21 protein-coding genes are annotated in these 24,553 nt (G+C 54.9%); 11 read left to right on the top strand and 10 right to left on the bottom strand.

What is annotated here, in order from left to right; translation table 11 throughout:
- The first annotated feature begins 28 nt into the window (after positions 1–28).
- The 6 genes from HOV93_RS03200 (at position 29) to HOV93_RS03175 (ending at position 8,125) form a co-directional block, all read left to right on the top strand.
- Positions 29–925 carry a hypothetical protein gene (locus HOV93_RS03200; RefSeq protein ID WP_207394982.1) on the top strand — a complete coding sequence of 299 codons (897 nt, stop codon included), beginning with the start codon at positions 29–31 and terminating at the stop codon, positions 923–925.
- The gene (locus HOV93_RS03195) at positions 922–2,070 is read left to right on the top strand and encodes a cysteine desulfurase family protein (protein ID WP_207394981.1); all 1,149 of its coding nucleotides are present in this window, start codon (positions 922–924) and stop codon (positions 2,068–2,070) included. The genes HOV93_RS03200 and HOV93_RS03195 overlap by 4 nt, the downstream gene beginning before the upstream one ends.
- A 239-nt stretch (positions 2,071–2,309) precedes the next feature.
- Positions 2,310–3,392 (top strand): DnaA/Hda family protein, encoded by a 1,083-nt coding sequence (locus tag HOV93_RS03190; protein ID WP_207394980.1) that lies wholly within the window; start codon positions 2,310–2,312, stop codon positions 3,390–3,392.
- 430 nt (positions 3,393–3,822) lie between these two features.
- Positions 3,823–4,938: a DNA polymerase III subunit beta gene (dnaN, locus tag HOV93_RS03185; protein ID WP_207394979.1), complete on the top strand. Its 1,116-nt coding sequence runs from the start codon at positions 3,823–3,825 to the stop codon at positions 4,936–4,938.
- Positions 4,939–5,059: 121 nt separating this feature from the next.
- A complete protein-coding gene (locus HOV93_RS03180; protein ID WP_207394978.1) occupies positions 5,060–5,374 on the top strand; it encodes a DUF721 domain-containing protein in 315 nt (104 codons plus the stop codon).
- A 180-nt stretch (positions 5,375–5,554) separates the two neighbouring features.
- Entirely contained in the window at positions 5,555–8,125 is a 2,571-nt protein-coding gene (locus HOV93_RS03175; RefSeq protein ID WP_207394977.1) for a DNA gyrase subunit B, read from the top strand.
- A 67-nt stretch (positions 8,126–8,192) separates the two neighbouring features.
- Here the strand turns inward: HOV93_RS03175 and HOV93_RS03170 are convergent, their stop codons facing one another.
- From HOV93_RS03170 to HOV93_RS03160, 3 genes are all read right to left on the bottom strand, one after another.
- Positions 8,193–10,583, bottom strand: coding sequence for a PAS domain-containing hybrid sensor histidine kinase/response regulator (locus tag HOV93_RS03170; RefSeq protein ID WP_207394976.1), 2,391 nt, complete (start codon positions 10,581–10,583; stop codon positions 8,193–8,195).
- A gap of 236 nt (positions 10,584–10,819) precedes the next feature.
- Positions 10,820–12,235, bottom strand: coding sequence for a hypothetical protein (locus tag HOV93_RS03165; RefSeq protein WP_207394975.1), 1,416 nt, complete (start codon positions 12,233–12,235; stop codon positions 10,820–10,822).
- A gap of 470 nt (positions 12,236–12,705) precedes the next feature.
- The gene (locus HOV93_RS03160; protein ID WP_207394974.1) at positions 12,706–13,635 is read right to left on the bottom strand and encodes an NAD(P)H-binding protein; all 930 of its coding nucleotides are present in this window, start codon (positions 13,633–13,635) and stop codon (positions 12,706–12,708) included.
- A gap of 105 nt (positions 13,636–13,740) precedes the next feature.
- On the opposite strand from HOV93_RS03160, the gene HOV93_RS03155 reads away from it, so the two are divergent.
- Both HOV93_RS03155 and HOV93_RS03150 read left to right on the top strand, forming a co-directional pair.
- The gene (locus HOV93_RS03155; protein ID WP_207394973.1) at positions 13,741–14,331 is read left to right on the top strand and encodes a DUF1990 family protein; all 591 of its coding nucleotides are present in this window, start codon (positions 13,741–13,743) and stop codon (positions 14,329–14,331) included.
- A gap of 201 nt (positions 14,332–14,532) precedes the next feature.
- Positions 14,533–15,108 (top strand): superoxide dismutase family protein, encoded by a 576-nt coding sequence (locus HOV93_RS03150; protein WP_207394972.1) that lies wholly within the window; start codon positions 14,533–14,535, stop codon positions 15,106–15,108.
- 123 nt (positions 15,109–15,231) lie between these two features.
- Here HOV93_RS03150 and aroE read toward each other — a convergent pair whose 3' ends face one another.
- The gene (gene aroE, locus HOV93_RS03145; protein WP_235989704.1) at positions 15,232–16,080 is read right to left on the bottom strand and encodes a shikimate dehydrogenase; all 849 of its coding nucleotides are present in this window, start codon (positions 16,078–16,080) and stop codon (positions 15,232–15,234) included.
- Positions 16,081–16,210: 130 nt separating this feature from the next.
- On the opposite strand from aroE, the gene HOV93_RS03140 reads away from it, so the two are divergent.
- On the top strand, positions 16,211–16,984 hold the full coding sequence (locus tag HOV93_RS03140; RefSeq protein ID WP_207394971.1) for a hypothetical protein: 774 nt from the start codon (positions 16,211–16,213) through the stop codon (positions 16,982–16,984).
- Positions 16,985–17,084: 100 nt separating this feature from the next.
- Positions 17,085–17,822 (top strand): hypothetical protein, encoded by a 738-nt coding sequence (locus HOV93_RS03135; protein WP_207394970.1) that lies wholly within the window; start codon positions 17,085–17,087, stop codon positions 17,820–17,822.
- Here the strand turns inward: HOV93_RS03135 and HOV93_RS03130 are convergent.
- The 6 genes from HOV93_RS03130 to HOV93_RS03105 form a co-directional block, all read right to left on the bottom strand.
- Positions 17,819–18,640: a class I SAM-dependent methyltransferase gene (locus tag HOV93_RS03130; protein ID WP_315853334.1), complete on the bottom strand. Its 822-nt coding sequence runs from the start codon at positions 18,638–18,640 to the stop codon at positions 17,819–17,821. The genes HOV93_RS03135 and HOV93_RS03130 overlap by 4 nt on opposite strands.
- 101 nt (positions 18,641–18,741) lie before the next feature.
- Entirely contained in the window at positions 18,742–19,164 is a 423-nt protein-coding gene (locus HOV93_RS03125; RefSeq protein ID WP_207394969.1) for a hypothetical protein, read from the bottom strand.
- Positions 19,157–19,582: a hypothetical protein gene (locus HOV93_RS03120; RefSeq protein ID WP_207394968.1), complete on the bottom strand. Its 426-nt coding sequence runs from the start codon at positions 19,580–19,582 to the stop codon at positions 19,157–19,159. The genes HOV93_RS03125 and HOV93_RS03120 overlap by 8 nt, the downstream gene beginning before the upstream one ends.
- Positions 19,579–20,001: a hypothetical protein gene (locus HOV93_RS03115; RefSeq protein ID WP_207394967.1), complete on the bottom strand. Its 423-nt coding sequence runs from the start codon at positions 19,999–20,001 to the stop codon at positions 19,579–19,581. Before HOV93_RS03115 ends, HOV93_RS03120 begins: the two co-directional genes overlap by 4 nt.
- A gap of 5 nt (positions 20,002–20,006) precedes the next feature.
- Positions 20,007–20,528, bottom strand: a complete 522-nt coding sequence (locus HOV93_RS03110) for a hypothetical protein (protein ID WP_207394966.1) — start codon at positions 20,526–20,528, stop codon at positions 20,007–20,009.
- A gap of 253 nt (positions 20,529–20,781) precedes the next feature.
- Entirely contained in the window at positions 20,782–22,332 is a 1,551-nt protein-coding gene (locus HOV93_RS03105; protein WP_390813721.1) for a sigma-70 family RNA polymerase sigma factor, read from the bottom strand.
- 1,338 nt (positions 22,333–23,670) lie between these two features.
- Here HOV93_RS03105 and HOV93_RS03100 point away from each other — a divergent pair.
- Positions 23,671–24,465, top strand: a complete 795-nt coding sequence (locus tag HOV93_RS03100; protein WP_207394964.1) for an SDR family NAD(P)-dependent oxidoreductase — start codon at positions 23,671–23,673, stop codon at positions 24,463–24,465.
- Positions 24,466–24,553: the final 88 nt, after the last annotated feature.

Raw genomic sequence — 24,553 nt, 5'->3', positions numbered from 1 at the left:
CCTCTCTCTCCATTTACGGCGATTCCCTGTGAGTCCGGCACCTCGTAATTCTGCTCCTGCTCCCCCTGCGAATCAGACGACGCTGCGCGTCTTTATCGTCGTGCTGATTTTGCTAGTCGTCCTAGTGATCGGAGGGACCATCGTTCTCGGCACGTCGAGTCATTCCGGCGAGCAGTTTTCGCCCGATGGTTTTCAGCGACGGACTTTCAGCTATTACGAAGCATTCGGCACGCGTCTGACGGCGACCGACTACTTCAACAACACCGGCAATCTCGAGCTCAACCTGGTCACGAACAAGTGGATCACCGCATCCGGCAAGAAACCAAAGGACAAAGACTGGGTGACGGTAAGGCTTCTCACCCAAGGCACCATCTATAAAAGTGACGCCGCGATTTTGATCGCTTATCTCGACATGTCCCAAGCGAACGGGGCCATCAATCTCAATCGTTGGAGCAAAGCTAACCCAGGCTACGCCGCCGTGATGTGGCCAGAGATCCAAAAAGCGGCCCAAGGGAACATGTACATTTTGATCCCCGATATCCTGCATCACATGCTCGATTTAAGCCGGCAGAAAAATAACCCGCTGCCCCAAACTTGGCTCGAGCAAGAAGATCAAACCGGACCACCGCACGATGATCTTACGCAAACCGAAAAAGACGCCGGCGAAGCTCAGCAGAAAACCATTGGGCAGCAAAGCCTCGACGCATTTCTGACTGAGTTGTATCTAACAGCTGGCAAAGCAGCTCAAGATTCTGAACAGACAGCGCGTGCAAGATTCTGCTACGAGCAAGTTCTGAGATTGGCTCCGGAAACGAAAGAAGCACAGCAGCAGCTCGATAAGCTTCCCGCAACCGAGAAAGAAGAACCCGCTGAAGAGGAGGCTTCCGAAGACGAAGACTCGTCGGAAGATACACCAGAAAAGTGATTTACGTCGACAACAATGCGACAACGCCCATGGCCGTGGAAGTCGCTCAGGCCATGAATCAGGCCTATGAGTCGGCCTTCTTCAATCCGGCCAGCCAACATCAAGCGGGCCAAAAGGCGCATCGTCGGCTCGATGATGCACGCGAAACAATTCTCAATAACCTCGGTGCCGAAACGACCCGTTTTGCCAGCGATCGCCTGGTGTTTACCAGCGGTGGAACTGAAGCCAACAACCTGGCCGTGTTCGGATTGGGGAAGCAAACGGCTGGTCAGGTCATCGTCTCCGCCATCGAACATCCTTCGATTCTCGAAGCGGCCGACCAGTTAACCTCACGCGGGGTGAAAGTTCGCGTGCTGCCGGTAGACGATCGCGGGGTGGTCGTTTTCTCTGAGTTGGAAGCCTGGCTTGCCGAACCTACCCGGCTGGTGAGTGTGATGCTCGGGAACAACGAAACGGGCGTCCTGCAGCCGATCCCAGAGATTTCGGCCCTTTGTCGTCAGCGGAAAGTCCCCCTGCATGTCGATGCGGTGCAGGGAATTGGCAAAATACCCGTGAATTTCCGCGATTTAGGGGCCTCGGCGATGACCCTGACTCCTCATAAATTCCACGGTCCGCGGGGGGTCGGGGCACTGCTGCTCGACGACAACGTGACGCTGAACCCCAGCATGTTCGGCGGTTCGCAGCAGTTGGCAATGCGGCCTGGGACCGAGAGCGTGGAACTGGCGATCGGCTTTGAAAGATCGCTGCAACTGGCAATCGAAACCTTGCCGGAAGCCGGACCACGTATGCAGGCCCTGAGAGATCGCCTGGAAACGCTGCTGTTGGATCTGGTCGGCGCGAATGAGATGGTCATCATCGGCCAAGATTCCCCACGTCTTCCGCACACCTCGAACGTCGCCTTTCCAGGCATTGATCGCCAGGCCTTGGTGATGGCCTTGGACATGGCCGGGGTCGCCTGCAGCACCGGCTCGGCATGTGCGAGCGGGTCGTCCGAGCCGTCTCCTACGCTGATCGCGATGGGCCTTGCGGAAGATGTAATTTCGGGCTCAATTCGTTTAAGTTTGAGCCGCTTCACGACGGAGCCGGAGGTCGACGAAGTGGCAAGTCGTATCTCTAATTGTGTCAAAAGGTTACGTCGACGCTAAAACGGCCGATAAATGCCTGCCGTGGCTAGTTTTCCCTGTGGAAAACCTCTATAATCGGTGCTTCGTAGGCGAGGGTTCCAACCTTGCGATAGCCCTGTAAGGGCGACCGAAGTTCCAATGGGTCCATTCGGTCGCCCTTACAGGGCTTAGGAGTTTTCATTCGTTGCCACGTTAACGACGAATGCGGCTCTGCCGATAGAGCTTTTCCACGTTGTCTGACAGACATAGACGGAGTTTCGGTGGTTACGGAGATCATCACCATTGCCTTGCCTTGGGTCCGCCAGGAGGATTCCGCCTACAATGGGTCGGTAAAACGATCTATTGAGGGGCTGCGTCCCTTTGTGGCAGGGCCGGAAAACCGCATGATTCAATCGGCGGTCGAGGCATTGAAGCACGACGCTTCGCAGTTCTCTCCGGTCATCATTTACGGTCCCAGTGGTTCTGGCAAGTCACACTTGCTGCAGGGCCTGACTGGGGTGCTGGTCGAAAAAGAGCCCGACTTGCGTGTTCTCTCGGTAACCGGCAGTGATTTTGCCCGCGAATATGGCAACGCCCTACGTCAAGAGACGGCCAGCAGCACGCGAACCGAGTTCTTCGGGACCGATGTGTTGGTGATCGAAGACCTGCACGAACTTTTGCACTTCCCGTCCATGCAACAGGTGCTTCTGCATTTGCTCGACGAACTCGAGCGGCGTGGTGCAGCGGTCTTGGTTTCGTGCCGAGAAAACCCAATTGGCATGGAAGGGTTTTCGGTCGAACTTCGCAGCCGCCTATCGGCCGGTTTGCTGGTGCCTGTGGTGCTGCCAGAGCAGGGGACCCGCGAGGTGCTGATTCAGGGGATCGCGACTCGGCATAATCGACAAATCACGAAGATGGCCGCACAGAAACTGGCCGCCGCTTTTCCGCATGGCCTGCTTCAGCTCAGTGGGATCGTGAACCGACTGATCGCCCGAACCCAGGTAAACCAAGTCATCGATACGGCGATCGTCGACGCATTGCTGCAAAGCGAGCACAACACGGCCAAGGTTAGCCTGCGTAATATTGCCAGCATGACGGCCAAGTACTTCCGTGTGAAAGCGGCCGACATGAAGGGGAGTTCACGGCGGCAAAGTATTGTCCAAGCCCGCAGCGTCGCCATGCTGCTGGCTCGGCAGCTCACCGAAGAAAGCTTAAAGGCAGTCGGAAAACATTTCGGCGGCCGCGACCATACCACCGTGATGCATGCGGTGAGCAGTATGGAAGCCAAACTCAAGAAGGATATCGCTCTGAGAGAAGCCGTGCACGAACTGCGAGAGAGCATCTTGCAGCGCAGTGCGGGGTGAATTTCGAAGCGGGAGTTGAAATCGAGACAACATCGCTCGGTTCGAGTTGTTATCAACCGATCGCGTCGACTCGAAGAATAAACGAAGATTTAAGCATTACGTAATTCGTATTATCGCGTCCGCCCAGCGGACCCTGCAGGAGAAGTAGTGGAAAAGGTGTTGGTTTCATGTGCACGAATGTCGACAGCAAGTCGCTTTTCAATGCCTGAAGAAACGACCGACGCCGCTAGCGAACTTGTCGACGGCCAACTGACAGGAAAACAACGGCCTAGCGCCAGGTTTTTCACACAGCTGTCGACTTCGTTTACCCCGAAGATGCCCGAGCGAAACGCACCTAGGACGTTACTTATCGACAGCTCGAAGGGTCGCCTTACTACTACTACTCTTTCGAAATACTACTAAGAAGACATTTGTTGGATTAACGAACTCCATGAAAATCACGTTCGATCGCGAGAAGTTTCAAACAGCATTCCAGACGGCGGCCATGGTGGCACCTAGCCGCAGTCCTAAGCCAATTCTGCAAAGCGTTAAACTCGATGCCACCGAGAAGGCCACCATTTTGATGGCCACCGACATGGAGATCGGGGTGCGTATCGAGGTCGAAGGCATCGAAGTCGAGCAACCCGGCAGCATCGTTTTGCCAGTGGCTCGGTTTGGTTCTATCTTGAAGGAGGTTCGCGATGAGCGACTCAGCGTGCAGCGGGAAGAATCACGAACTGTCGTGCAAGCCCAGCACAGCAAGTTCACCCTGTCGAGCGAAGACCCCGACGAGTTTCCCACCGTGCAAACGTTCGCCGAGGGTAAATACCATGAAGTATCGGCTCGGGTTCTCAAAGAACTGATTCGCCGGACCCTCTTTGCCACCGATACCGAAAGCGGCCGTTACGCCCTGGGTGGTATCTTGCTGGAACTAGGCGAAAAGAGCATCACCGCGGTAGCAACCGATGGCCGCCGCCTGGCCAAGATGGAAGGCCCTGCCACGCAGGTTGATGGTCATGGTAATAGCGATGCGATGACAATCATCCCTTCGCGGGCCATGCAGTTGATCGAGCGCAGTCTGACCGACTTGGACGCTACGGTGCAGATTGCAAGCCGCACCAACGACGTGCTCGTCAAAGTTGGCCCAGCCACGATTTATGCCCGCCTGGTGGAAGGACGTTTCCCCAAGTGGCGCGATGTGCTTCCCGAGAAGCGCGAAGCGGCCCTAATCGAGATGTCGGTTGGCCCAGCGTTCGCCGCGCTTCGCCAGGCAGCTATTGTGACGTCCGACGAGAGCCGTGGGATCGACTTCACGTTCGGTCACGGCTCGATGATCCTTTCTAGCAACACGGCCGAGGTGGGAGATTCTCGCGTCGAGATTCCGATCCCTTACGACGGCGAGAATGTCGAGATCACGATGGACCACCGCTTCGTGCAAGACTTCTATAAAGTGCTGGGTGGCGAAAACAACTTCACCCTCAACATCCAGAACGCCGAAAGTGCTGCCCTGTTCAGTACAGACGACAACTACGACTACGTCGTCATGCCGTTGGCACGCGATCGGTAATGCTTTAACGATTAATGAGTTCTGGTTAGCAGGAATTTAGGGTTCGCTCGACGTACCTCATCAGTCCCAAAGGGGTGACTGGTAGAGCAGCCTACAGTGAGACAAACGGAATGACCCAATCATGAGCCAACGCCAGCCCGGCAAATTGCAATCGATCAAAGGAACCTTGGCCCAGTTGATGGTCCAGAAGGGTTACGCCCAGGTTCAGACGGCCGATGCCACGCAAAAGGCCTGGGACGTGGCTGCTGGCCAGCGACTGGCCGAGCATAGCGTGGCCGGCAATGTGCAGCGTGGCACCCTGTTGGTGATGGTCGCCAACTCGACAATCAGCCAGATGATTAGTTTCCAGAAGCCAAAGATCCTCAAGTCCTTGCAGGAACAACTGCCCGATCACGGCATTACCGATTTGAAAATTAAAGTAGGGCGGATTGATTAGTTCCGCTCCTGTCCCCTCGCCCCTTGGGGGAGAGGAAAGAGGAACGACTTTGCGAACAACTCCCCGCCTAACACAAGTTAACCAATAACAATTCACCTAGTTAACCGATACAGTTAACCCCTCACCCTAACCCTCTCCCTTCAGGAGAGAGGGGACAGGAAAGAGAAACGAAAAGCCAATATGACCGAATCGAACGAACCTCAAGATCAGCCGCCTGGGGACATCGAAAACAAGGAAGCCGCAAAGCAGGCCGAACAGGCCAAGGCCAAATCGGAATACGGCGCGAGCGATCTCGAGCACCTTTCCGACTTGGAACACGTTCGTGAACGCCCGAGTATGTACATCGGCGACCGCTCGACGCGTGGTTTCCATCACCTGGTGTACGAAGTGGTCGATAACTCGATCGACGAAGCGATGGCCGAATTCGCTACCAGCGTGATCGTGACGATTCACAACGATAACTCGGTCACGGCAGAAGATGACGGTCGCGGCATTCCGGTCGACCGTCACCCGCAGCTTTCCGAACAAGTCGGCCGCGACGTCTCGACCCTGGAAGGGGTGATGACGGTGCTGAAGTTCGGCGGCAAGTTCAGCAAGGGTGCCTACCAAACCTCGGGTGGTTTGCACGGCGTGGGCGTGACGGTGGTGAACTTCCTGTCCGAGTGGTGCGAAGTGGAAGTCTACCGCGATGGCTTCGTCTGGCAGCAGGAATACGAGCGTGGCGTGCCTCAGGGGCCCGTTCAAAAAGGCCAGCCGACTAAGAAACGCGGCACTAAAACGACGTTCAAGCCTGACAGCCAGATCTTTAATGTCAGCAAGTTCAATCACGATATGTTGGCCAAACGCCTGCAGGAACTGGCCTTCCTGAACAAGGGCGTCAAAATCATCTTCATCGATGAACGCACGCAGGAAAAAGACGAGTTCCTCTACGAGCAAGGCATCATCGAATACATCGCGCATCTCAACCGGTCGACCAACGCGCTGCATCCTGATGTGATTTACCTGAACGGAGTGACCTCAGGGGTCGGCTACGAAATCGCTTTGCAGTACAGCGAAGAGTACACCGAGAATCTCCATTCGTACGTGAATAACATCAACACGCACGAAGGGGGTACGCATGTGTCGGGTTTCAAGACGGCCCTGACGCGGACGCTGAACAACTACGCGAAGAAGGAGAACATGATCAAGGACCTGGCCTTGTCCGGCGATGACTTCCGGGAAGGTTTGACAGGGATCATCAATACTCGCGTGCCAGAGCCGCAGTTTGAAGGACAAACTAAAACCAAACTGGGCAACAGCGAAGTCGAAAGCTATATCAACTCTGGATTCGGCGAGTTCTTCGCGAAGTACCTGGAAGAGAATCCGAAGGTTGCCAAGATCATCGTTCGCAAGGCGCTTCTGGCCGGGCAAGCACGCGAAGCGGCTCGTAAAGCACGCGATCTGCTGCGAAACCGAAAGGACGCCCTCAGCGGTGGCGGTCTGCCAGGCAAGCTTCGCGATTGCATCAGCAAAGAGATGGAGCGATGCGAACTGTACCTGGTGGAAGGTGACTCGGCCGGTGGTTCGGCCGAAGGGGGACGCCTGCGAGACTTTCAGGCCATCTTGCCGCTGCGAGGTAAGATCATCAACACCTACAAGGCCCGCGAAGATAAAGTGCTGGCCAACGAAGAAGTCCGCAGCATGATCCAAGCCATCGGCGTGGGCATTGGGATCGACCAGGACATCAACAAGCGTCGGTACAACAAAGTGGTGATCATGACCGATGCCGACGTCGACGGCTCGCATATTCGCACGCTGTTGTTGTCGTTCTTCTATCGCCAGATGAACGAACTGGTCGCCGGCGGGCACGTCTATGTCGCCCAGCCGCCGCTGTTCCGCGTGGTGCATAAGAAGAACATTTGGTACGTCCAGACCGAAGAGGAAATGAAGAACCAGCTGCTGGACAATGGTCTGGCCGACTGTGCTTTCGTGGACGATAACGGCGACGTCATCGAAGGCGAAAAGATGGAAAAGCTTTGCCGCTCACTTGCTCCGCTGGAAGAAGCGATCGTTGCGTTGGAACGACGCGGCATCGGCCTCAAGATTCACGCGGTGCGTCAAGACCCGGTCAGCCAGAAGTTGCCGGTCTTCCACTTGGTGATGGGTCGTGAAGAACATTGGTTCTCGTCGAAGAAAGACCTTGATGCTTTCCTGAACGAGCGCGGTCTTGATGTCGAACCGGACACGAAGATTCCTGACGAAGGCGAAGTGGTCGACGGGGAAGTGCTCAGCGCAGAACCAGATACCAACGGTCAGCCGAAGGAAGAAGAACCCGAGATCGAAGCACCCCACATCGCCGAACTGCATGAAGTGCGGACGATCAACATCAAGCTGGGAGAGATCGCCGAACTGGGCTTCGATATCCAGGCCCTCATCCCGCAAGAACGCACCGGCAGTACCGAGTCGCGCTATAAGCTGCGTCGCGGTGAAACAGAAACGGGCCTGGAAGACCTGCGAGGTCTTCTAGCCGCCGTCCGATCGGCCGGTGAACGCGGCATGCAGGTAACTCGCTTTAAAGGTCTGGGCGAAATGAACGCGGAAGAACTTCGCGAAACGACCCTCGACCCACAAAACCGAACCTTGATGCAGGTCACCATGAGCGACGCGACCGCCGCCGACGATATGTTCCGCATCTTGATGGGCGACAAGGTCGAACCTCGCCGCGAGTTCATCGAGAAGCATGCTTTGGATGTGCGAAACTTGGACGTTTAGTGCGGAACGCTTTGTTGCCACTTTCTCGAATGAGATTCATAGGAGTCGACCTAGTCGACTCCTTTTTTTATTCGCTGCGATACTGATTAATCATCCGCTGCAGTTCCGCAGGATCGGCTGGTTTGACCAGGTGATGATCGAAGCCGGCATCTTTGGTGCGCTCGCGATCTTCCTGTTGTCCCCAGCCTGTCAGGGCAATCAGGAGGATGTTCTTGCCCCAGTCTTGTTGGCGGATATACCGTGCCGCTTCATAGCCATTCATTTTGGGCATGCCGAGATCCATCAGGATGATCTCTGGCTGAAACTCCTGGGCCATTTCGATTGCTTGCTGCCCGTCTTCGGCGGTTTCGACGGTGTTGCCCAGCATCTTAACCACTTTGCTGAGCATATCGGCGGCGGCTTTATTGTCGTCGACCACTAACACACGAGACTTTACTTTTGCCGGCGAAAGACCTTCGATCGGTAGCTCGATTTGTTGCGTCGGCTGGTCTTCTTCTCGTATGGGTAGGATAACCGTGAACTGGCTCCCCTTTCCTTTTCCCTCGCTGGTTACCGAGACGGTTCCTCCGTGCATTTCTACCAGGGATTTGACCAGGGTAAGGCCGATCCCTAAGCCTGAGTAGCGACGTTCTATGGAACGATCGACCTGAGTGAACATCATGAAGATGCTCTCTACCATGTCGGCCGGTATCCCAATTCCCGTATCCCGGACCTCGATGGCTACGTGATGGGGATCCGCTTGCTCGACCGAAAGGGTGATCTTACCTCCGTCAGGTGTGTATTTAGCAGCATTGTTCAAGAGATTCGATACGACCTGAGCGAGTCGATTAGGATCGACGTGGATCGTGATGTCGTTGTTATTGATTACCTCCAGCCTATGTTTCGAGTCATCGATCAGCGGTTGAGAGGTTTCCACCGCGCTCTCGAGGATGTCGGATATCTTGATGTCGGCTTTGCGTAGATTAAGCCTGCCGCGCGTTACTCGAGAAACATCCAACAGGTCGTCGACGAGCGAGATCAGCTGCTTGGTCTGTCGCTCCATCGTCTCGCGGGTTTCATTCAATAGCTCTCGATCGTCGCTGGCCATTTTCATCAGCTCTAAGCCCATGCGGATGGGTGCAAGCGGATTGCGGAGTTCATGAGCCAGGGTCGCCAGAAACTCGTCCTTCCTGCGATCGGCGTCGGAAAGCTGAGCGGCGACGGTTCGTAGTTCTTCCTGAATTAACTGCTGCTCGCTGATATCGGTGTTGGTGCCAAACCAACGCACGATTTCACCGTCCGCATCTTTCAAGGGAAGGGCACGGGTTAGGAAAGGTCGGACCACACCGTCAGCACCGCGAATCGGAGCGACAATGTCGACTTGCTGGCCTGTCTCGATGCTCTTGTCCCAGGCTGCTTTTACCTGCGGTAATTTTTCCGATTGAATACACTGGGTCCAACTCCAACCGAGGCAATCTTCCTGCGAGAGGCCGGTGTATTCGTACCAACGATGATTGAACCAATCGACGTAACCGTCGGCGCGGGTCATCCAGGCCATCTGCGGAATGGCATCGGCGAGTTGGAAGAACTCGGCCTGGCTTTGTTTGAGCGCTTGTTCCATTTCGCGGAGGCGCGACTGGTCGAGTACGAAGCAAATGTATTGCCCGGGGCGATCTTCAACCGGCGTATACCCCAGCGTAATCGGCACGCGAGTCCCATCTTTGGCGATATACTCTTTGTCGTAGGGGAGACATGCCCCATGTTTGTCCGCGGTTTCGATTCCTTCGATGTCCCGCGGCAAATACTCTGGCGGGGTCATGTCGTACCAACGCATGCCTTCCCTTTGCCAGTCTTCTTCCGAGCAGCGGAGCATGCGTAGCAGTTCTCCGTTGACCTCCAGCCATTTTCCTTCGGCATTTGCCACACCGACGCCGACGATATTCGAGCCGACGAATCTTCGCCAACGTGCTTCGCGCTCTTTCAGTTCCGCATTCGCTTTGTTGAGTTGCTCGACACGTTGGTGAACGCGTTGTTCTAACACTTCATTCGAGAGGAGCAGCGCTTGTTCGGCTTCCTTGCGAGCTTCAATTTCTTTTTCTAGCTCTTTCGAGCTTCGTAGTCGTAAGACCTTAGGAATGTTGTAAACAAGCGCCACTAACGTTGCCCAGGAAACGATCGCGGTCGCCAATTTTAGAAGACCAGCCAGTCGATAGGCGGGCCACCAGAAAATGATCGCCTCCATCAGATGCGTCAGGCCGCACAGTAGGATGAACGCCACAAACAGGATGAACACGCGTCGAAACGGTAGGTCTTTCCGCTGAAACAGAAAGTAAGCGAGTATTGCGGGAATAGCAAAGTAGGCCCCCCAAATGCCAACATCCGAGAGGATATGCAACCAACCGTGACCGGCGGACCAGTCTCCACAATGCCAACGCTTAGGAAAGTCGGACGTGTCCAACAGATTCAAGAAGAAGTTCATGCCTGACCATCAAAGTGGAACGACGAACGGTCGTCGCGGGAAAGAAGCGTCTCCTGCTCATGTTTTCCCCGAGATAGATGAGGCAGGAGTGAGCTCTCATTCTACGTACGCTAGGTAACTTAAAACAGTCGTTACTCGCGGAATGGATCTCGAAAGATCGGATTTGCGGCTAGTGCACAAAAAAAGGCCCAGTCTTGCGACGGGCCTTTTTGGGATCATCAAGTTGAGCCTGATCTTTACAGCATCGGTTGACCCGTTGGGTCTTCGTCGCTGGGGGACGAGTTCGTTTCGTCCTTGGTGGCCTGGCTATCAGCAGCAGCTTCATTTTCCTTGTTCGGAGCCGGTGGCGGTTCCGAAGGACTTATGATGCGACGTTCGATAATGGTTGGCGGCTTCTCCACCACGCTGTTTTGAACCGCCGGGGTCGGCGAAGGCGTGGCCGGCGGAAGGACCACACGTTGTGAAGTCGCCGGGGCAGCATAAACCGGGTTGCCATAGGAATCGAGCGGAACACGCATAGTCACCGTACGCGGAACGCGGCGGGTATAGTTGTACTGAACCTTCTTAGGAACCAGCTTGGTTTCGGTAACCGTGCTGGTTTCGGTGACCCACTTCTGGACCTTCACCTCGTAGGGCTCGACGCGCTGTTCGTAAACCATTTTGGTTGTGCTGATCGGAACCTTGCGGACGACTTCTTCCTGAACCCAGTCGCAGTACTTCACCGTCACCATGTTCTCGACCCGTTCCGTGACAGGCTTCTGAACCGTAACGGGAATCTGTTCGACTTGCTGGACTTGTTCGTAGCGAGTCACGTTGTAAGGAATGCGACTAACCTGGACTTCGTCTTCGTAGCGAACGCGTTGAACGGGAACCTGTTGCGTGACTTGGGTCGGAACGTACTGAGTAACGGGAACCTGCTGGGCCACAACATTGGGCACGTAGTTGGTGACGTTGCTCACCGAGCCAGGACGCTGCTCTGGAATCCAGTGCAAACCACCGCGGTCGTATTGGTACTGACCCGTTGCCGGATCTAGGTACGTTTGACCTTGGGTCCAACGCAAACGGTTACGAGTCGGACCAGGCGTATAGACCTGGGTGGTCTGATAGCCGCCTTGGTCGACGTACTGAGTCTTGCAGACGGTCTGCGGCTGGTACATCGTGACCGTTTGGTTTTGAATCACCGTTTCAGTCACAGGGCGACGCACGACCCTTTGCTGATCGTAGTACTGGGTTTCGGTGACGGGGCGGAGAACCGTGTTCACCTTTTCGCGCACTTCAGTCTCGGTGACGTAGCGCGTTTGATTGTAGCTGCGGTCTTCTACGCGTTCCTTCCAGACCGGCTTCATCACGGTGTAGCGTTCTTCACGCTCGGATGTCTCGGTAACTGGTTTGGCCACGGTCACGGTTCGCTCACGACGTTCGGTTTCCCAAACGGGGCGATAGGTGGTGACCTCTTTAGGAACTTCGACCCGTTCGTATTCCGTCCGGTAGGCGGTAACAGGTTGTTCTTCATAGACGGTCTGAGTGACGACCTTGTACGACGGTCCGCAACCGCCGCACTGAGCAAGCGAAGGCGTTGGCGCGATACTCATACCCACCACGCTAAGCAGCGCCGGGGCAACAAGTACCTTTTTAAGATGAGCGAGTTTCATGGTTCAAGTTCCTGACCAAGTTGGTTATCGAATACGACCACCGAGGCCTATCCGCCGACGAAATCCATCTCGCTCCAGATCGGTTCTACTCCCTTAAACGGGGCGCCTCTTCCACGCGTGTTGAGTCTTATAGACTCGCAAAAATCGTGCTGCCTGGCAAACATAAAAGTTTACCACCATGATCGTTTTCCGCTGGAAAAGCATACCTCATCTAGTCTTACAGCAAACGAAAATCTTTCAAGATTTCGTTGCTAATTGCCGACGAACTAATCCGCTTTTTTGGCAAAGTGACCGCATTAGGAAAGGTTGCTACCAGCTAGCTTAACCAGAAGGAAAAGTTGCCCAAATCCAACGTCGAGCCTAACTGAGCGATGCCCAACCACCACGCGTGTTGCGAAATCGAAACATTCGAAGACGTTTTCAGTCGGAACCGATCAGATTTTACTCAGAAGCGTTGATACCACAGCCAGCTAAGCTTCTTGCTCAACAGCCTGACGGACAGCCTCTTGGGTTGTCATTGCCTGATGAGAAAAGATTTTGCGTGCTCGGTCGTCACGCACGACAGTTGGATTTTTGAGCCCTTCGATCAAATGCCGTCCGACCTGGGCGCTGGTGGGCGTGACCAATCCTAGCCAAAGACTCGAAAGATAAGGCGTCAGCAGTGGTACGCTAATTAAGTATCGCTTCAGGTTTCGTTCTTGGGCGTACATCTGAATGAGCCCGCCATAGGTGACCACATCTTGGCTGCCGATCTCGAAGACCTCGCTCTTCTCTACCGGCAGTTCGATCGATTCCTGCAGGTAAGCCAGCACGTCTTCGGTGGCGATTGGTTGCGTAGGGGTCGAGAGCCATTTCGGACAAATCATGACCGGCAACCGCTGTGTCAGCGAACGGATCAGTTCGTACGAAAGACTTCCCGGACCCAGGACGACCGAAGCACGAAGCTCGATAGTAAGGACTTCGCTGGCCTGAAATACTTCGCCCACCTCGTGACGGCTCTTGAGGTGCGGTGAAAGACCAGGGTCCTCATCGTCTCCTAAGCCACCCAGATAAATGATGCGAGAGACGCCTGCCTCTTGGGCCGCATTTAAAAAGTTCTCTGCCGCGATGCGATCTTTCTTCTGAAAGTCGGGCCCGTAGCCCAAGCCGTGAATGAGATAAATCGCAACGTCGACTCCCTGCATACACTCGCGCAGCGAATGGGAATGCATCACGTCTCCTTGCGCGACTTCGACTTGATCGCGAATCGCAGCGTCGAGACGTTCAGGATCACGAACCATGCAGCGTACGTTGTAATGCGGTAAGATTTGGGGAACGAGGCGGCTTCCCACATACCCGGTCGCACCGGTTACGAGAACTGTTTTCTGTCGGTTGTTATTAGGGTGATCGTCAGCGGTCATTTCGTCGAATCATTAAATCGGGCCGATCAAGGTTGTCTTGGCTATGATTTTACGGTTCAGCTCATTTCATCCCAAGCATTTTCTTTAAGACGATTTGAAACCGCAATGTTTCGCTTTCATTCACCTGCTGCTGCGACCGTCGAGCGGTTTTTGAAAAACCAGCGAGAGCGGAAGTATTCTTACTGTCATCAAGGCAAAACGGCCAGCACCCCGCCCAAAGGTTTTCAAGTCGATCATACCCGTGTGAAGCTTGGTCATGGGATCGAAACATTTAACAGGGCCAAAGATGCCCTGGGAAAATGGCGGCAGTTTGAACTGGGCTGGGTCTCGGCAAGACCAACCTCCACGACGATCCGTGAAGGGGAAGCGGTGTGTGTGATTGGTAAAGCGGCTGGCATGTACTGGCTCAATGCAGCACGCATTGTGTACGTGATTGACGATCCCATGAATACGCCCAAGTTCGGATTCGCCTACGGGACACTTCCGGCTCATATGGAGACGGGCGAAGAACGTTTCCTGGTGGAAATGGACCAAAGCGGAGACGTATGGTACGACATTCTAGCATTCTCTCGCCCTAAACGTTGGATCGTCTGGTTGCTCCATCCGTATATGCGAAAACTTCAGAAACAGTTTGCTCGCGATTCTGCCGCTCGCATGAAAACGCTGGTAAGTGAAAATATCCACCAAACGGCATGATGTTTCACCTGCCCAAGTGTCGTGTATGAGCAATTGGTGTTGTCGGGTCAGGACCGACAAAGTTTTCGCCCTTGGTGGAATGGGGCCACGCAATGCGTAACAATGAGCGCAAGGAACTTGCTCCCGAGTGATGACGTCGGAAGAACAGTTCTTGCCGGCCGAATACCATATTTTCACCCTTCTGCAGGAGAACGCAGCAACATGAAATCGACCATCCTAACACTAAGCATTCTACTATTGGCAATTCCCGGCCTAGTCCTGGCCCAAGACGAAGGTGCAAAGGAAGACGCACCTGAGAAAGACCACGAGCATACCGCTGAAATGGTGGAAATGCCCAAAGCCGCGGTTGCCGTGTTGGCTTCCACCAGCGGTAGCGACGTGAAGGGCATCATTATGCTGAAGCAGGAAGACGGCTACGTGCACCTGACCGGCAAAATTATCAACCTGGAACCAGGCGAACACGGTTTCCACATTCACGAATTCGGTGACCTGACCAAAGCCGACGGCTCGGCCGCTGGTGGTCACTTCAATCCAGATGGCCACGAACATGGTGCCCCAAGCGCCGAAAGCCACGTTGGTGACCTGGGCAACATCACCGCCGACGACAGCGGCGTAGCCAAGATCGATATCAAAGCCAAAGGTTTGAAGCTGCACATCGTGCTGGGTCGCTCGATTGTCGTGCATGCCAAAGCCGACGACCTGAAGAGCCAACCATCCGGCGACGCCGGCCCGCGCGTGGGCGTTGGTGTGATCGGGATTGCCAAAGCTGGCGAGTAAGCGACTATGGAAATAGACCGAACGACCGTGATTGTTCGGAATGATTCGAGCGAGGCCCTAGCGAATGCATGGGCCTCGTTTTTTTGTTGAGCCACCGACGGCACAACTCCATTTTCCCTCAGACTAGATCCCCAGGTACTCTTCCAGCGCTTCTCGCATAACAGCCCGATCAGGCTCGATGCCGGTCCAGATTTTGAAACCGATCGCGCCTTGGTTAACCAGCATTCCCAGGCCGTCAATCGCTTGGCACCCGGCATCTTCGGCCGCTTGCAGAAATGCCGTTTGAGGTGGGTTGAAACTCACGTCGGCGACAAGCATCGACTCGCGAAAAGTGTCGAGGTCGACCGGCAGCATTGCAGCGGCATCGCTTAAGCCGATACTTGTGCCGTTTATGACCAGATCGGCATCTTCCGGCAGCGTGTGTTTTCCATTCCAGGGAATCCACCTCGCTGCGATCCCCACGCGTTCAGTGAGAAGGTTCGCCAGATCGCGGCCCCGACCAGCGTCGCGATTCACCACGTCGATACTAGCCACCTTGTTCAATCCGAGTTCGACTGCGATGGCCCGGGCTGCTCCCCCGGCACCAAAGAGGACGACCTTCTTTCCTTCTGGCTCAACGACTTCTTTCAGCGCGGCGACGAAGCCTTTGCCGTCGGTGTTCTCGCCGACGAAACCATCTTCTTCGGCGAACACGCAATTGACCGCTCCCATCAGTTCGGCCGCCTCGGTCAGTCGATTCAGGTGGGCAATGACGGCCACCTTGTGCGGGATGGTGAAGTTCCCACCGCTGAATCCCATCGCTTTCATACCGGCCACGGCAGCCGGTAAGTCTTCCGGGGTAACTTCTAAGGTGAGGTATCGCCAATCCAAACCGGCCGCAGCAAAGGCCCGTTCCATCATGAACTGGGACGGGTTACCGGCTACCGGCTGGCCCATGCAGCAAACGATTTCTTGAAGTGATTCGTGAGTCATTGTACTTGTGCGACGGAAAGTGCTGAATAAAGAATCGTCAGGCTCAATTTTGCCGGGCCGAGGATCGTTTTGCAACGTGATCGTGCGGCAACTACGTGCATCCGGCTCAAGAAAATGCGATGCTTCAAGAATGAACGATAAACGTTATGACCGAGTCTCATTCTACTTCGTGTTATTGACGGCATTCTTAAACTTCGCGCTGTCAACAAGCGTCATTAACTTAGAGCAAGGTCCTGCAACGGTATTCTTGACCATGTGCATCTTGGGGCTCTCTCTGGGGCAGATGACGCTTTGCCTAATTCTGCTGATGCAAGATGCAAGTTCCTGGAAGTTGCCCAGCGCGGGCTTTATCGTTTCGCTTCTTTTTGGGCTGACCGTCACATTATCGTCATGGGGCGCGCCGTTCGATCGAGTGCTTGTCATTTTATTGGCGACGTTGTTTTTCGGAATCGCGCCGGTCGCGATCTACCGCGTGGTATTCGTCGGTATGCAGGTGCAATTTTCACTGTCGCTTCTCTTCGGCCTGATGACGCTGGTGACCATTGCTTGCGCGGTGGCCATTCAAGTTAACCTCGATTGGGGATGGTTCCTTACATTTATCTTTTACTTCCTTGGCACTGCCGTTCCGATTCCCTTGGCTGGGTTCATGCTTGTCGCTCGGCGTACGATTTCGATGCGACGGTATGTCACGATCATGTCGCTACTGGTAGTGATCTCTGTGATCATGGCGGCTTCTACCGAGCGCTCGACGGGAGACATTAGCTTGGTAGCACAAATCGCCGGCTTTATGTCGCTCTATCTGCTTGGAGGTGGAGTCGTGATCTTGCGTGAAGCTAAATCGCAAAGGCCGCCTCAGCAATCAGAATTACTACAACCCAGCGGAGACCCGATTGCGGTCGATTAATGGCGATAATCGATACAATCGTTATCGCGAGATCTGATTTCGTCAGTGCGTGAGGGCAGTTCGGTGTGCAATTGCCGCGGCCGCCAATCACGATAAAGGGATGATTACTCCCGGACGATTTCTGCTTTCCCTGTTAGCTGCGGCCAGCATCTGCGTTGACATTTCGTTGGCGGCCAACCTGCATAGCGGGCAGCCGTCGGAGGCCTTGTTTGGCTGCATGTTGGGGCTGATGCTCGGTCAGATTGGCCTGATCGCCGCCGGGTGGATACGTCGCCCGGAAGCCTGGCCGTTGTGGTCGATCGCTATGCTGGCAAGTATCGGGCTGGGAAGCATGCTACTAGGTGCCATCGAGAAGATTCCTCTGCTGCACTGGGCGATCATCCTAAGCGTGTTCGGGCTGCTATGCGTGGCCCTTCCCACCATCTATCGCATGGGTTGCCGCGAAGCCAAGTCGCAGTTCTCGTTAGCCGCGATCTTCGCATTAACGACTGCGGCCACCCTGGTATGCTTTGCCATATTGCAAAGCGACTTCCCCTGGCAGGAACTGCCGGTGGCGCTGCCAGGCCTGATGGTGTGGAGCTGCCCGACGATGGTTGTTGCGCTGACGATTTCAGAAATAAAAGAGGACCGTCAACGTCAATTGGTGATCGGTCTGGGTGCGATCTTGGCCATCTCGCTAACGGCAGCGTGGATGCTGCCGGCGCTGTGGAATCGAATGCCGCTGGTGATCGCCTGGGAAAGCTTTTACCTGCTGATCGCTGGGATTGTGGCGCTTCAGGCAATTGCGAATGACGAAGTGGTTGCCGGTAAGTGGCCGAGAAGTGCCGAAAACATCTAGCTAGGCAGCCACAACGAACCCGCTTCGGTCCGAGCTTGCTCCTGACCCACTCGACGAGCCTTGATTCGTACGTACGGGGCGATGTATTTACTACGGTCTTCGAATGAGTTGGGCTCGGCGTCTTCTTTGGCGTGCAGCGGCTCGACCAGGTCTTCGATCACCAGGCCTGCTCGGCACATGCCGCCCAGTAGTTGGTCCCAGCGGTGCAGATACTCGAGCGTCCCTTCTTCGCGGTGACGGCTGCCGCGGACCTCGGGCAGGGGGCCGCTACGATAGTAGGGCTCGGTTAGTTCATAGCCGTTTTCGCTGCGGCGGACTTCCGCTTGCAGGCTGGTGGGCGTCTTATGCTGGCTGATATAGATTCCACCCGCGCATAGCACGTTGGCGACTTCGCGGAAGACGGGTGCCACATCCGGCACATAGCACGTCGCAACCGGGTGAATGACGATATCGAAGTCGGCCGGGGCGAACATCGAGAGGTCGTCCATCGAAGCTTCCACCGTACGCAGCTGCAGTCCGCGATCGGCGGCCACCTTGCGATCGATCTCTAACTGGGCGCCGCTAATATCGACCACCGTAACCACCGCACCGGCCGCGGCATACAGGGGCCCTTGGCGACCACCCCCGGCAGCCAGGCACAACACGCGCTGCCCGTAAATGCTTTTGCCGAGCCAGCCCCAACGGTCGAGCGTCTTGAGCGGGTTCTTAAATTCGTCGTCCTTCGCTGGCTGAGCAAACCGATGCCCACCCCGAGCCATCCGATCCCAGGCACCCTGATTGTGCTTCTTGGCGGGGGAGTTTTCTTGTGCGTCGGTCAACGGCTTGATCCTGAGGTAGCTGTGAAATGAAGTCACTCGATGACGTTAGTTTATCAATGAAACGTCAGATCGTCTTTGGCCGGAGGAACCCCAACCGATGATCACTCAGGGCTGTGATAGTAAAATCTCCGCGACTTGGGATGCATCAGCAGCAGCAGAATGAGCGTGGTAACCAGCAAGATCAATGTTCCCCGCCCTGCACGCCACCATTCTTGTTCGAGCATCGCCAAGGCGGATCCGGCGATCATGATCAGAAAGAGGACCGCAAAGTAGTTGGCCGACACGCGGTAGGCCCACAACTGTTTGCAGAACAGGAGAAAGCCGGCGGCGATGGCTAACAGCCCGGTGATCGGGCCGATAGGACTTTCCACCAAAGCGACCAGAGCGGCGGCTAGCGCTAAGCTGAACAGCCACGCCACAGCGACCGGGCCCGGCACGCGGAAGGCGCTGGGGACTTCGATGACTTCCGGCTCAATCGGTGGTTCGTCGATCGTATCGTGGGATTCAAATGGATTTTCATCCATACGGCTTCATCCTTTCCTGGTATTCAATATAACCCAGGATGGCAGCGATGATCGCATACGCCAGAACAAAGCCGAGCAGGATAACCGTTGGGAATCCTTTCTCGTGAATCGCCGCGAACGTTCCGCAGCAGACGCACGCGCTGACCGCATACATGGTGGCGAGGGTGACTGTGCCGCGGGTAGGAATGATCAGAATAAACCCAACCACGCCGGTCATGCAAAACAGGATGCCATTGAAGAAATCTTGCAGCACCCAGCACATGCCGAAGTGAATCATGGCGATCAGCATGAACAGACACCAAGCGACGAAAACCAGGACCGACATCTGGTGGGTCGGTTCTTCATCGAGCAGCGTGGCGTCGGGAGCCTCTTCTAGAATGCCCGGCGATTCAAACGGATTGTTAGTTATCCGATTCACTCGTTGGCCCTTCGTCGCCAGTAGTATTTGCTGGCCGTTTGAATCAGCAGCACCATGATGATGATGTACAGGATAAGCGGGGCGAGACCCACGATCACGAGCGGGCGATCTTCCGCGATACCTGTGGTCAGAACCCCGACCGAAAGAACGGCCATCAGTGTCGCAAAAGCCAGTCCGAATAGCCATGTAAAGACCGACGGTATCAAGATACTAAACCCGGTAGCCAGGCTTAAAAAACCAACCAACAGTTGAACGCGATTGCCGGCAAGCAGACCGGCGACGGCATGGATCAGGCCGACCATGAGAAACAATCCCCACGTCAGCGAGACAAGGTTCCGGATATTGCGAGAAGGCGTCGCAATTGGGTCGGTCGCGGCGGTAGGGGATTGAAACGGATTGTCGTGCGAGGAGTCGGGCATTTTGTTTACCAGCGAAACCCGCATCGGGAGCAGCGCCGCTGGAAGCATAACAGGTCATCCCCACCAGAGTTCACAAAGTCGCAGTGGGGACATTGAAGGCGATGAAACTTGCGCACCGTCTCTCTCCCCAGGGCCGAGAAGATCGCCAGGCAGAATCCAGCTTGCACTAGTCCTGAGACGATTGCCAGCGGGGACTTCGAAAAGACGAAAGCCATCACGCAAAAAATGACGGACATCATTCCATGAAACAGAAAGTAATACCGCGCAACCGCCCACGTCGGACTGCTCCGCGCGATCAGGCCCAGCGAGATCAAAAAAGAGAGCGTGGCCCCAATGAGCAAACTGAACTGCTGTGAAGTATCGGAGTAGCCAATGACCAGGAACTCGCCAATCTGCCAGGCCGTCAGCAACAGTCCCAACAATACCGCCACCGCCAAAGGGCCCGGCATCGAAGACAACTCCGGCGACGACGGCTGATCGTCGCCATGCGGAGAAGTAAACGGATTGGATTCCGGAGGTTCGGTCATGTCAGTTAGTTAGGGAGGTTATCGACAAGTATCGACATCGTATCAAACGGCTATCGAGAGGTTACCGACAGGATAGAGACAGCATACTGACAGGTTATTGAACGGTTTTCCACAGGATGGAGTGGGAAGTTTTCAGCAAGTGCGTCAACAAGCATGGGCACACCCCCGAATCGCTTACTGAAAAGCACCAACAAAAAAAGCCGGACCCATGTGAGTCCGGCTCTTGAATTTCGAAAGTTGTGGCAGGTTCGACTTAGTCGAGGAAACCGACTAGGTCTTGGCTGCGGCTGGGTTGCTGCAGTTTGCGGACGGCTTTGGCTTCGATCTGGCGGATACGTTCGCGGGTCACTTTGAAGATGTGACCAACTTCCTCCAGGGTGTAGCTGTAGCCATCGCCCAAACCGTAACGCAGCTTGATGATCTCGCGTTCGCGGTAGCTGAGGGTCTTCAGCACGCGACCGATCCGACCACGCAGCATTTCCTGAGCAGCACCGTTGGCTGGGCTTTCGGCTTCGCCATCGGGAAGCAAATCGCCAAACTGGCTGTCTTCGCTGTTACCGACAGGGCGGTCGAGCGAGATCGGATAGCGGCTCATGGCCAGCACGCGGCGAGCTTCCTCGACGGTAGTGCCGGCACGACGGGCCGTTTCTTCGATCGTTGGTTCGCGGCCTTTTTCTTGCAGCAGCTGACGAGCCACATTGCGAACGCGGGACATGGTTTCGACCATGTGAACCGGGATGCGAATGGTTCGGCTTTGGTCGGCTACGGCCCGAGTAATGGCCTGACGAATCCACCAGGTAGCGTACGTACAAAACTTGAAACCACGACGGTATTCAAACTTGTCGACTGCACGCATCAAACCGGCGTTGCCTTCCTGGATGAGATCGAGGAAGCTCAAACCGCGGTTACGATACTTCTTGGCGATCGAGACCACCAGACGCAAGTTCCCTTCGGACAGCTCGCGTTTGGCTTGCTGATATTCCGAGTAGATCGCTTTGACGGCCTGACAGCGACGGTTGAGACTTTTGGGAGTCTCTTGCGTAGCCATCAACAGGTTGCGGTACTCGGCCAGCAGCGGTTGGCGATCTTCCATCGGCGTGTTCGCCGCTTTGTGATCGTCCAAACGGGCTTTGAGTTCATTGATGCGGCGGCAGAATTCTTCCAACACGCCGATCTTCGACTCGATTCGCTGAGTACGCAGACCCAACTCTTCGATCAGGTTCACCACGCGCTGACGGCGGTGGCTCAGTCGACGCCATGCTGCGGCACGCTTATCGGCCGAAACCGACTTGCTTAGCGCGGTGACGTAGTCACGGCGATTTCGCTTCAGCAAGCGATCAACGGTGACCAGATTCATCGGCATGCGGCCCATGATCTGTTCTTTTTCCAAGCGATCGGTCACTGAAACTTGAACAGTACGATCGAACGGTAATTCGCCATCCTGCACGCGCTGCAAAATCTTAAAAGAATCTTGGGCGACATAGTCGCACTCCAAGAGCAAGCGGCGGAACTTGGCTCGGGTTTGTTCGATCTTACGAGCGAGATAGATTTCCTGTTGGCGGGTCAACAAGGGAATCTCGCCCATCTGCGTCAAGTACATACGAACCGGGTCGTCGGACCAGGTTTCGCTGTCCTCGGTGAATTCATCGGATGAATCGTCTGCCGAATCATTCGACATATCCTCCGTGGTCATCATGCGATCATCATCGGAGTCATCGATCACATCGACGGCAGCATCGTCGAAGCTACGCGGACGTGCTCGTGCATCATCATCTTCGAAATCGTCAATCAACGAATCGTACAACATATCACTCCTTCACTCGCCAAAGTGAGGCTCGTATTCTTCTGAGTTAACCCATGGGTGACGGGAAAAATTATGCGGTCGTCCCGCCCAATCCGCACGTTATTCAGCGGTATTCTTTGCGATGAAAAACTTCGCAAGTCTACCACCTAAGACGCGGATGACTGCCTTCCGTGGATATTTGGAAAGAGATTACCTTTGACGCGTGCTTGCGGCCTGCGTAGCTTGCCCAATCCCGAAAGTACTGTGCTGAGCCCAGCGGAGTCACGCCAATCTTGCGATCCTCTCGCGGCATCGAAGCAGTCAACGGACATGGCCGGCAGCAACGTGCAACGTGTCAGTTGGAAATCCGTGCCCCTTTCCTTCAGTAGCAAGTCCTATCTTGCTACCAAGCGACCCAGCATCTTGCTGTGTCGAAGAATCACTCTAACCCTTGTTTACGACCAGACTTTCAATTCCCTAAAAATCGGCCTCAGTACCTATTGTAATCAACCGGAATGCCGTATTTCCATGAACTTTACCGCTTATACGTGAGGTTGCAGGTCTGGAAAAACACTCGGATGTGTGCTATCAATTTCCTAAATTTTGCAACCTACCCAAAGTAATGATCGACTGGCTCCGTCTGGCTTTCGATCGATCGTGATCTTTGTAGTAGGAGGTAGTCTATGCCACTTAAGTTCCCTTATGGATCAAAGTGTCTCCATCTTGCGATTCGGGTTGCTACGGGGCAATAACTATGTCAACCAAACCTCAACTCGTTTCACGACAAAAAGAATTCCGTCTTCGGACCACGGAACTTACGACCGTGGGGGCAAGATGTTCGTGCTAGAGGTGGAGGGTTTGGAGGATACAAAATTTGAATCTACGTTATCGAGCATCCGTTGATCGATTGAATTCACCCAATTCTAACTAGACACTAACCAGGGTCCAGACTTTCATACGGGAAAATAGGAGTTTCCGCTCCTTTTCGATCTACGGACAACCACAGTCTATCTCAGCATTCTCTAAGTGCTGGGAATTCTTTTCCCTTAGCCTTGTTCCTGGGGGAGGATTGCCCCAGTGCGATGCATTCTTGCAACACACGTGCATTTTTTACTGGTGGTTTGTTTCTTCATTGCACCATCGGACACACCTGAGATGCCGCGTGAACACCTCATTTTCAGGCCGAATCGCCAACCGGGGGTAAGAATGTTCGATCGAATTTGAGAGGAATCCCGGCGACGGCCCCTTCCTGGCCAACCCTTGAATTGCAGCCCCATGATTGCCCCGTTAGCATTAGCCGTCAGGCAGAGACTTGTTCTGCGAACTATCCCACCTCGATTAGCCCGGAAAAGCAAAACCATGACGCAGCGAGATTTCGAAGGACAAGTGGTCCTGGTGACCGGTTCCAGCCAGGGTATTGGCAAAGCGGCCATACTTGAATTTGCAAAGCAAGGCGCCAAGGTCATCGTCAATTACCACAACAGCCCCGAGAAGGCCGAACAGGTAGTCGCCGAAGTCGAAGAGTTGGGCAGCGAAGCAATCGCGGTCAAATGTGATGTCTCGAGCTATGAGGCGGTCGAAGCCATGGTTGCCCAAAGTGTCGAGCGTTTCGGCAAGCTGGACGTGGCCGTCTCGAACGCGGTCTACAGCGACCGCGAGTTCTTCTACGAAGCCAATATGGACGGATTTCGCCGTACGATCGAGGTCACCATGTGGGGTGCGTTTCATCTTCTCAGGGCTTCCTCGCGGCAAATGATCGCCCAAAAAACGCCTGGCGCTGTCACCATCGTCAGTTCGCCTCATGCGTTCATTCCGGCGCCCAAGGCCATGGCCTACAACATGTCGAAGGCCGCGATCGAGCATATGGCCAAAACAGCAGCCATTGAACTTTCGGATTTCAAGATCCGCGTGAATATCGTGCAGCCTGGCTGGACCGATACCCCTGGGGAACGCAAGTTCGCCACGGATGAGGTTCTCGACGAAGGAGGCGCGAAAATCCCAGCCGGTCGGCTTGGTACGCCGGAAGAAATGGCCAATGCGATTTGCTACATGAGCAGTCCCCGGAACAGTTACACGACCGGAGCCACGCTATTGGTCGACGGCGGGATTTCACTCCCCTGGTGGGGCAAGACCGGCCGAGCGGCTCCTAGCTAACGCACCGAAAGTGCAAGAACAGTAAAGATTTTCAAAAAACGGCCTCATTCCTGCATGTCGTTTTCACACCGGGCGGTTGGGGGAGTAG

Origin of the sequence: Bremerella alba, from assembly GCF_013618625.1 — a bacterium.
GTDB classification, from domain to species: domain Bacteria; phylum Planctomycetota; class Planctomycetia; order Pirellulales; family Pirellulaceae; genus Bremerella; species Bremerella alba.
The sequence above is the reverse complement of the archived record's forward strand: the minus strand, read 5'-3'. Positions and strand labels throughout refer to the sequence as shown.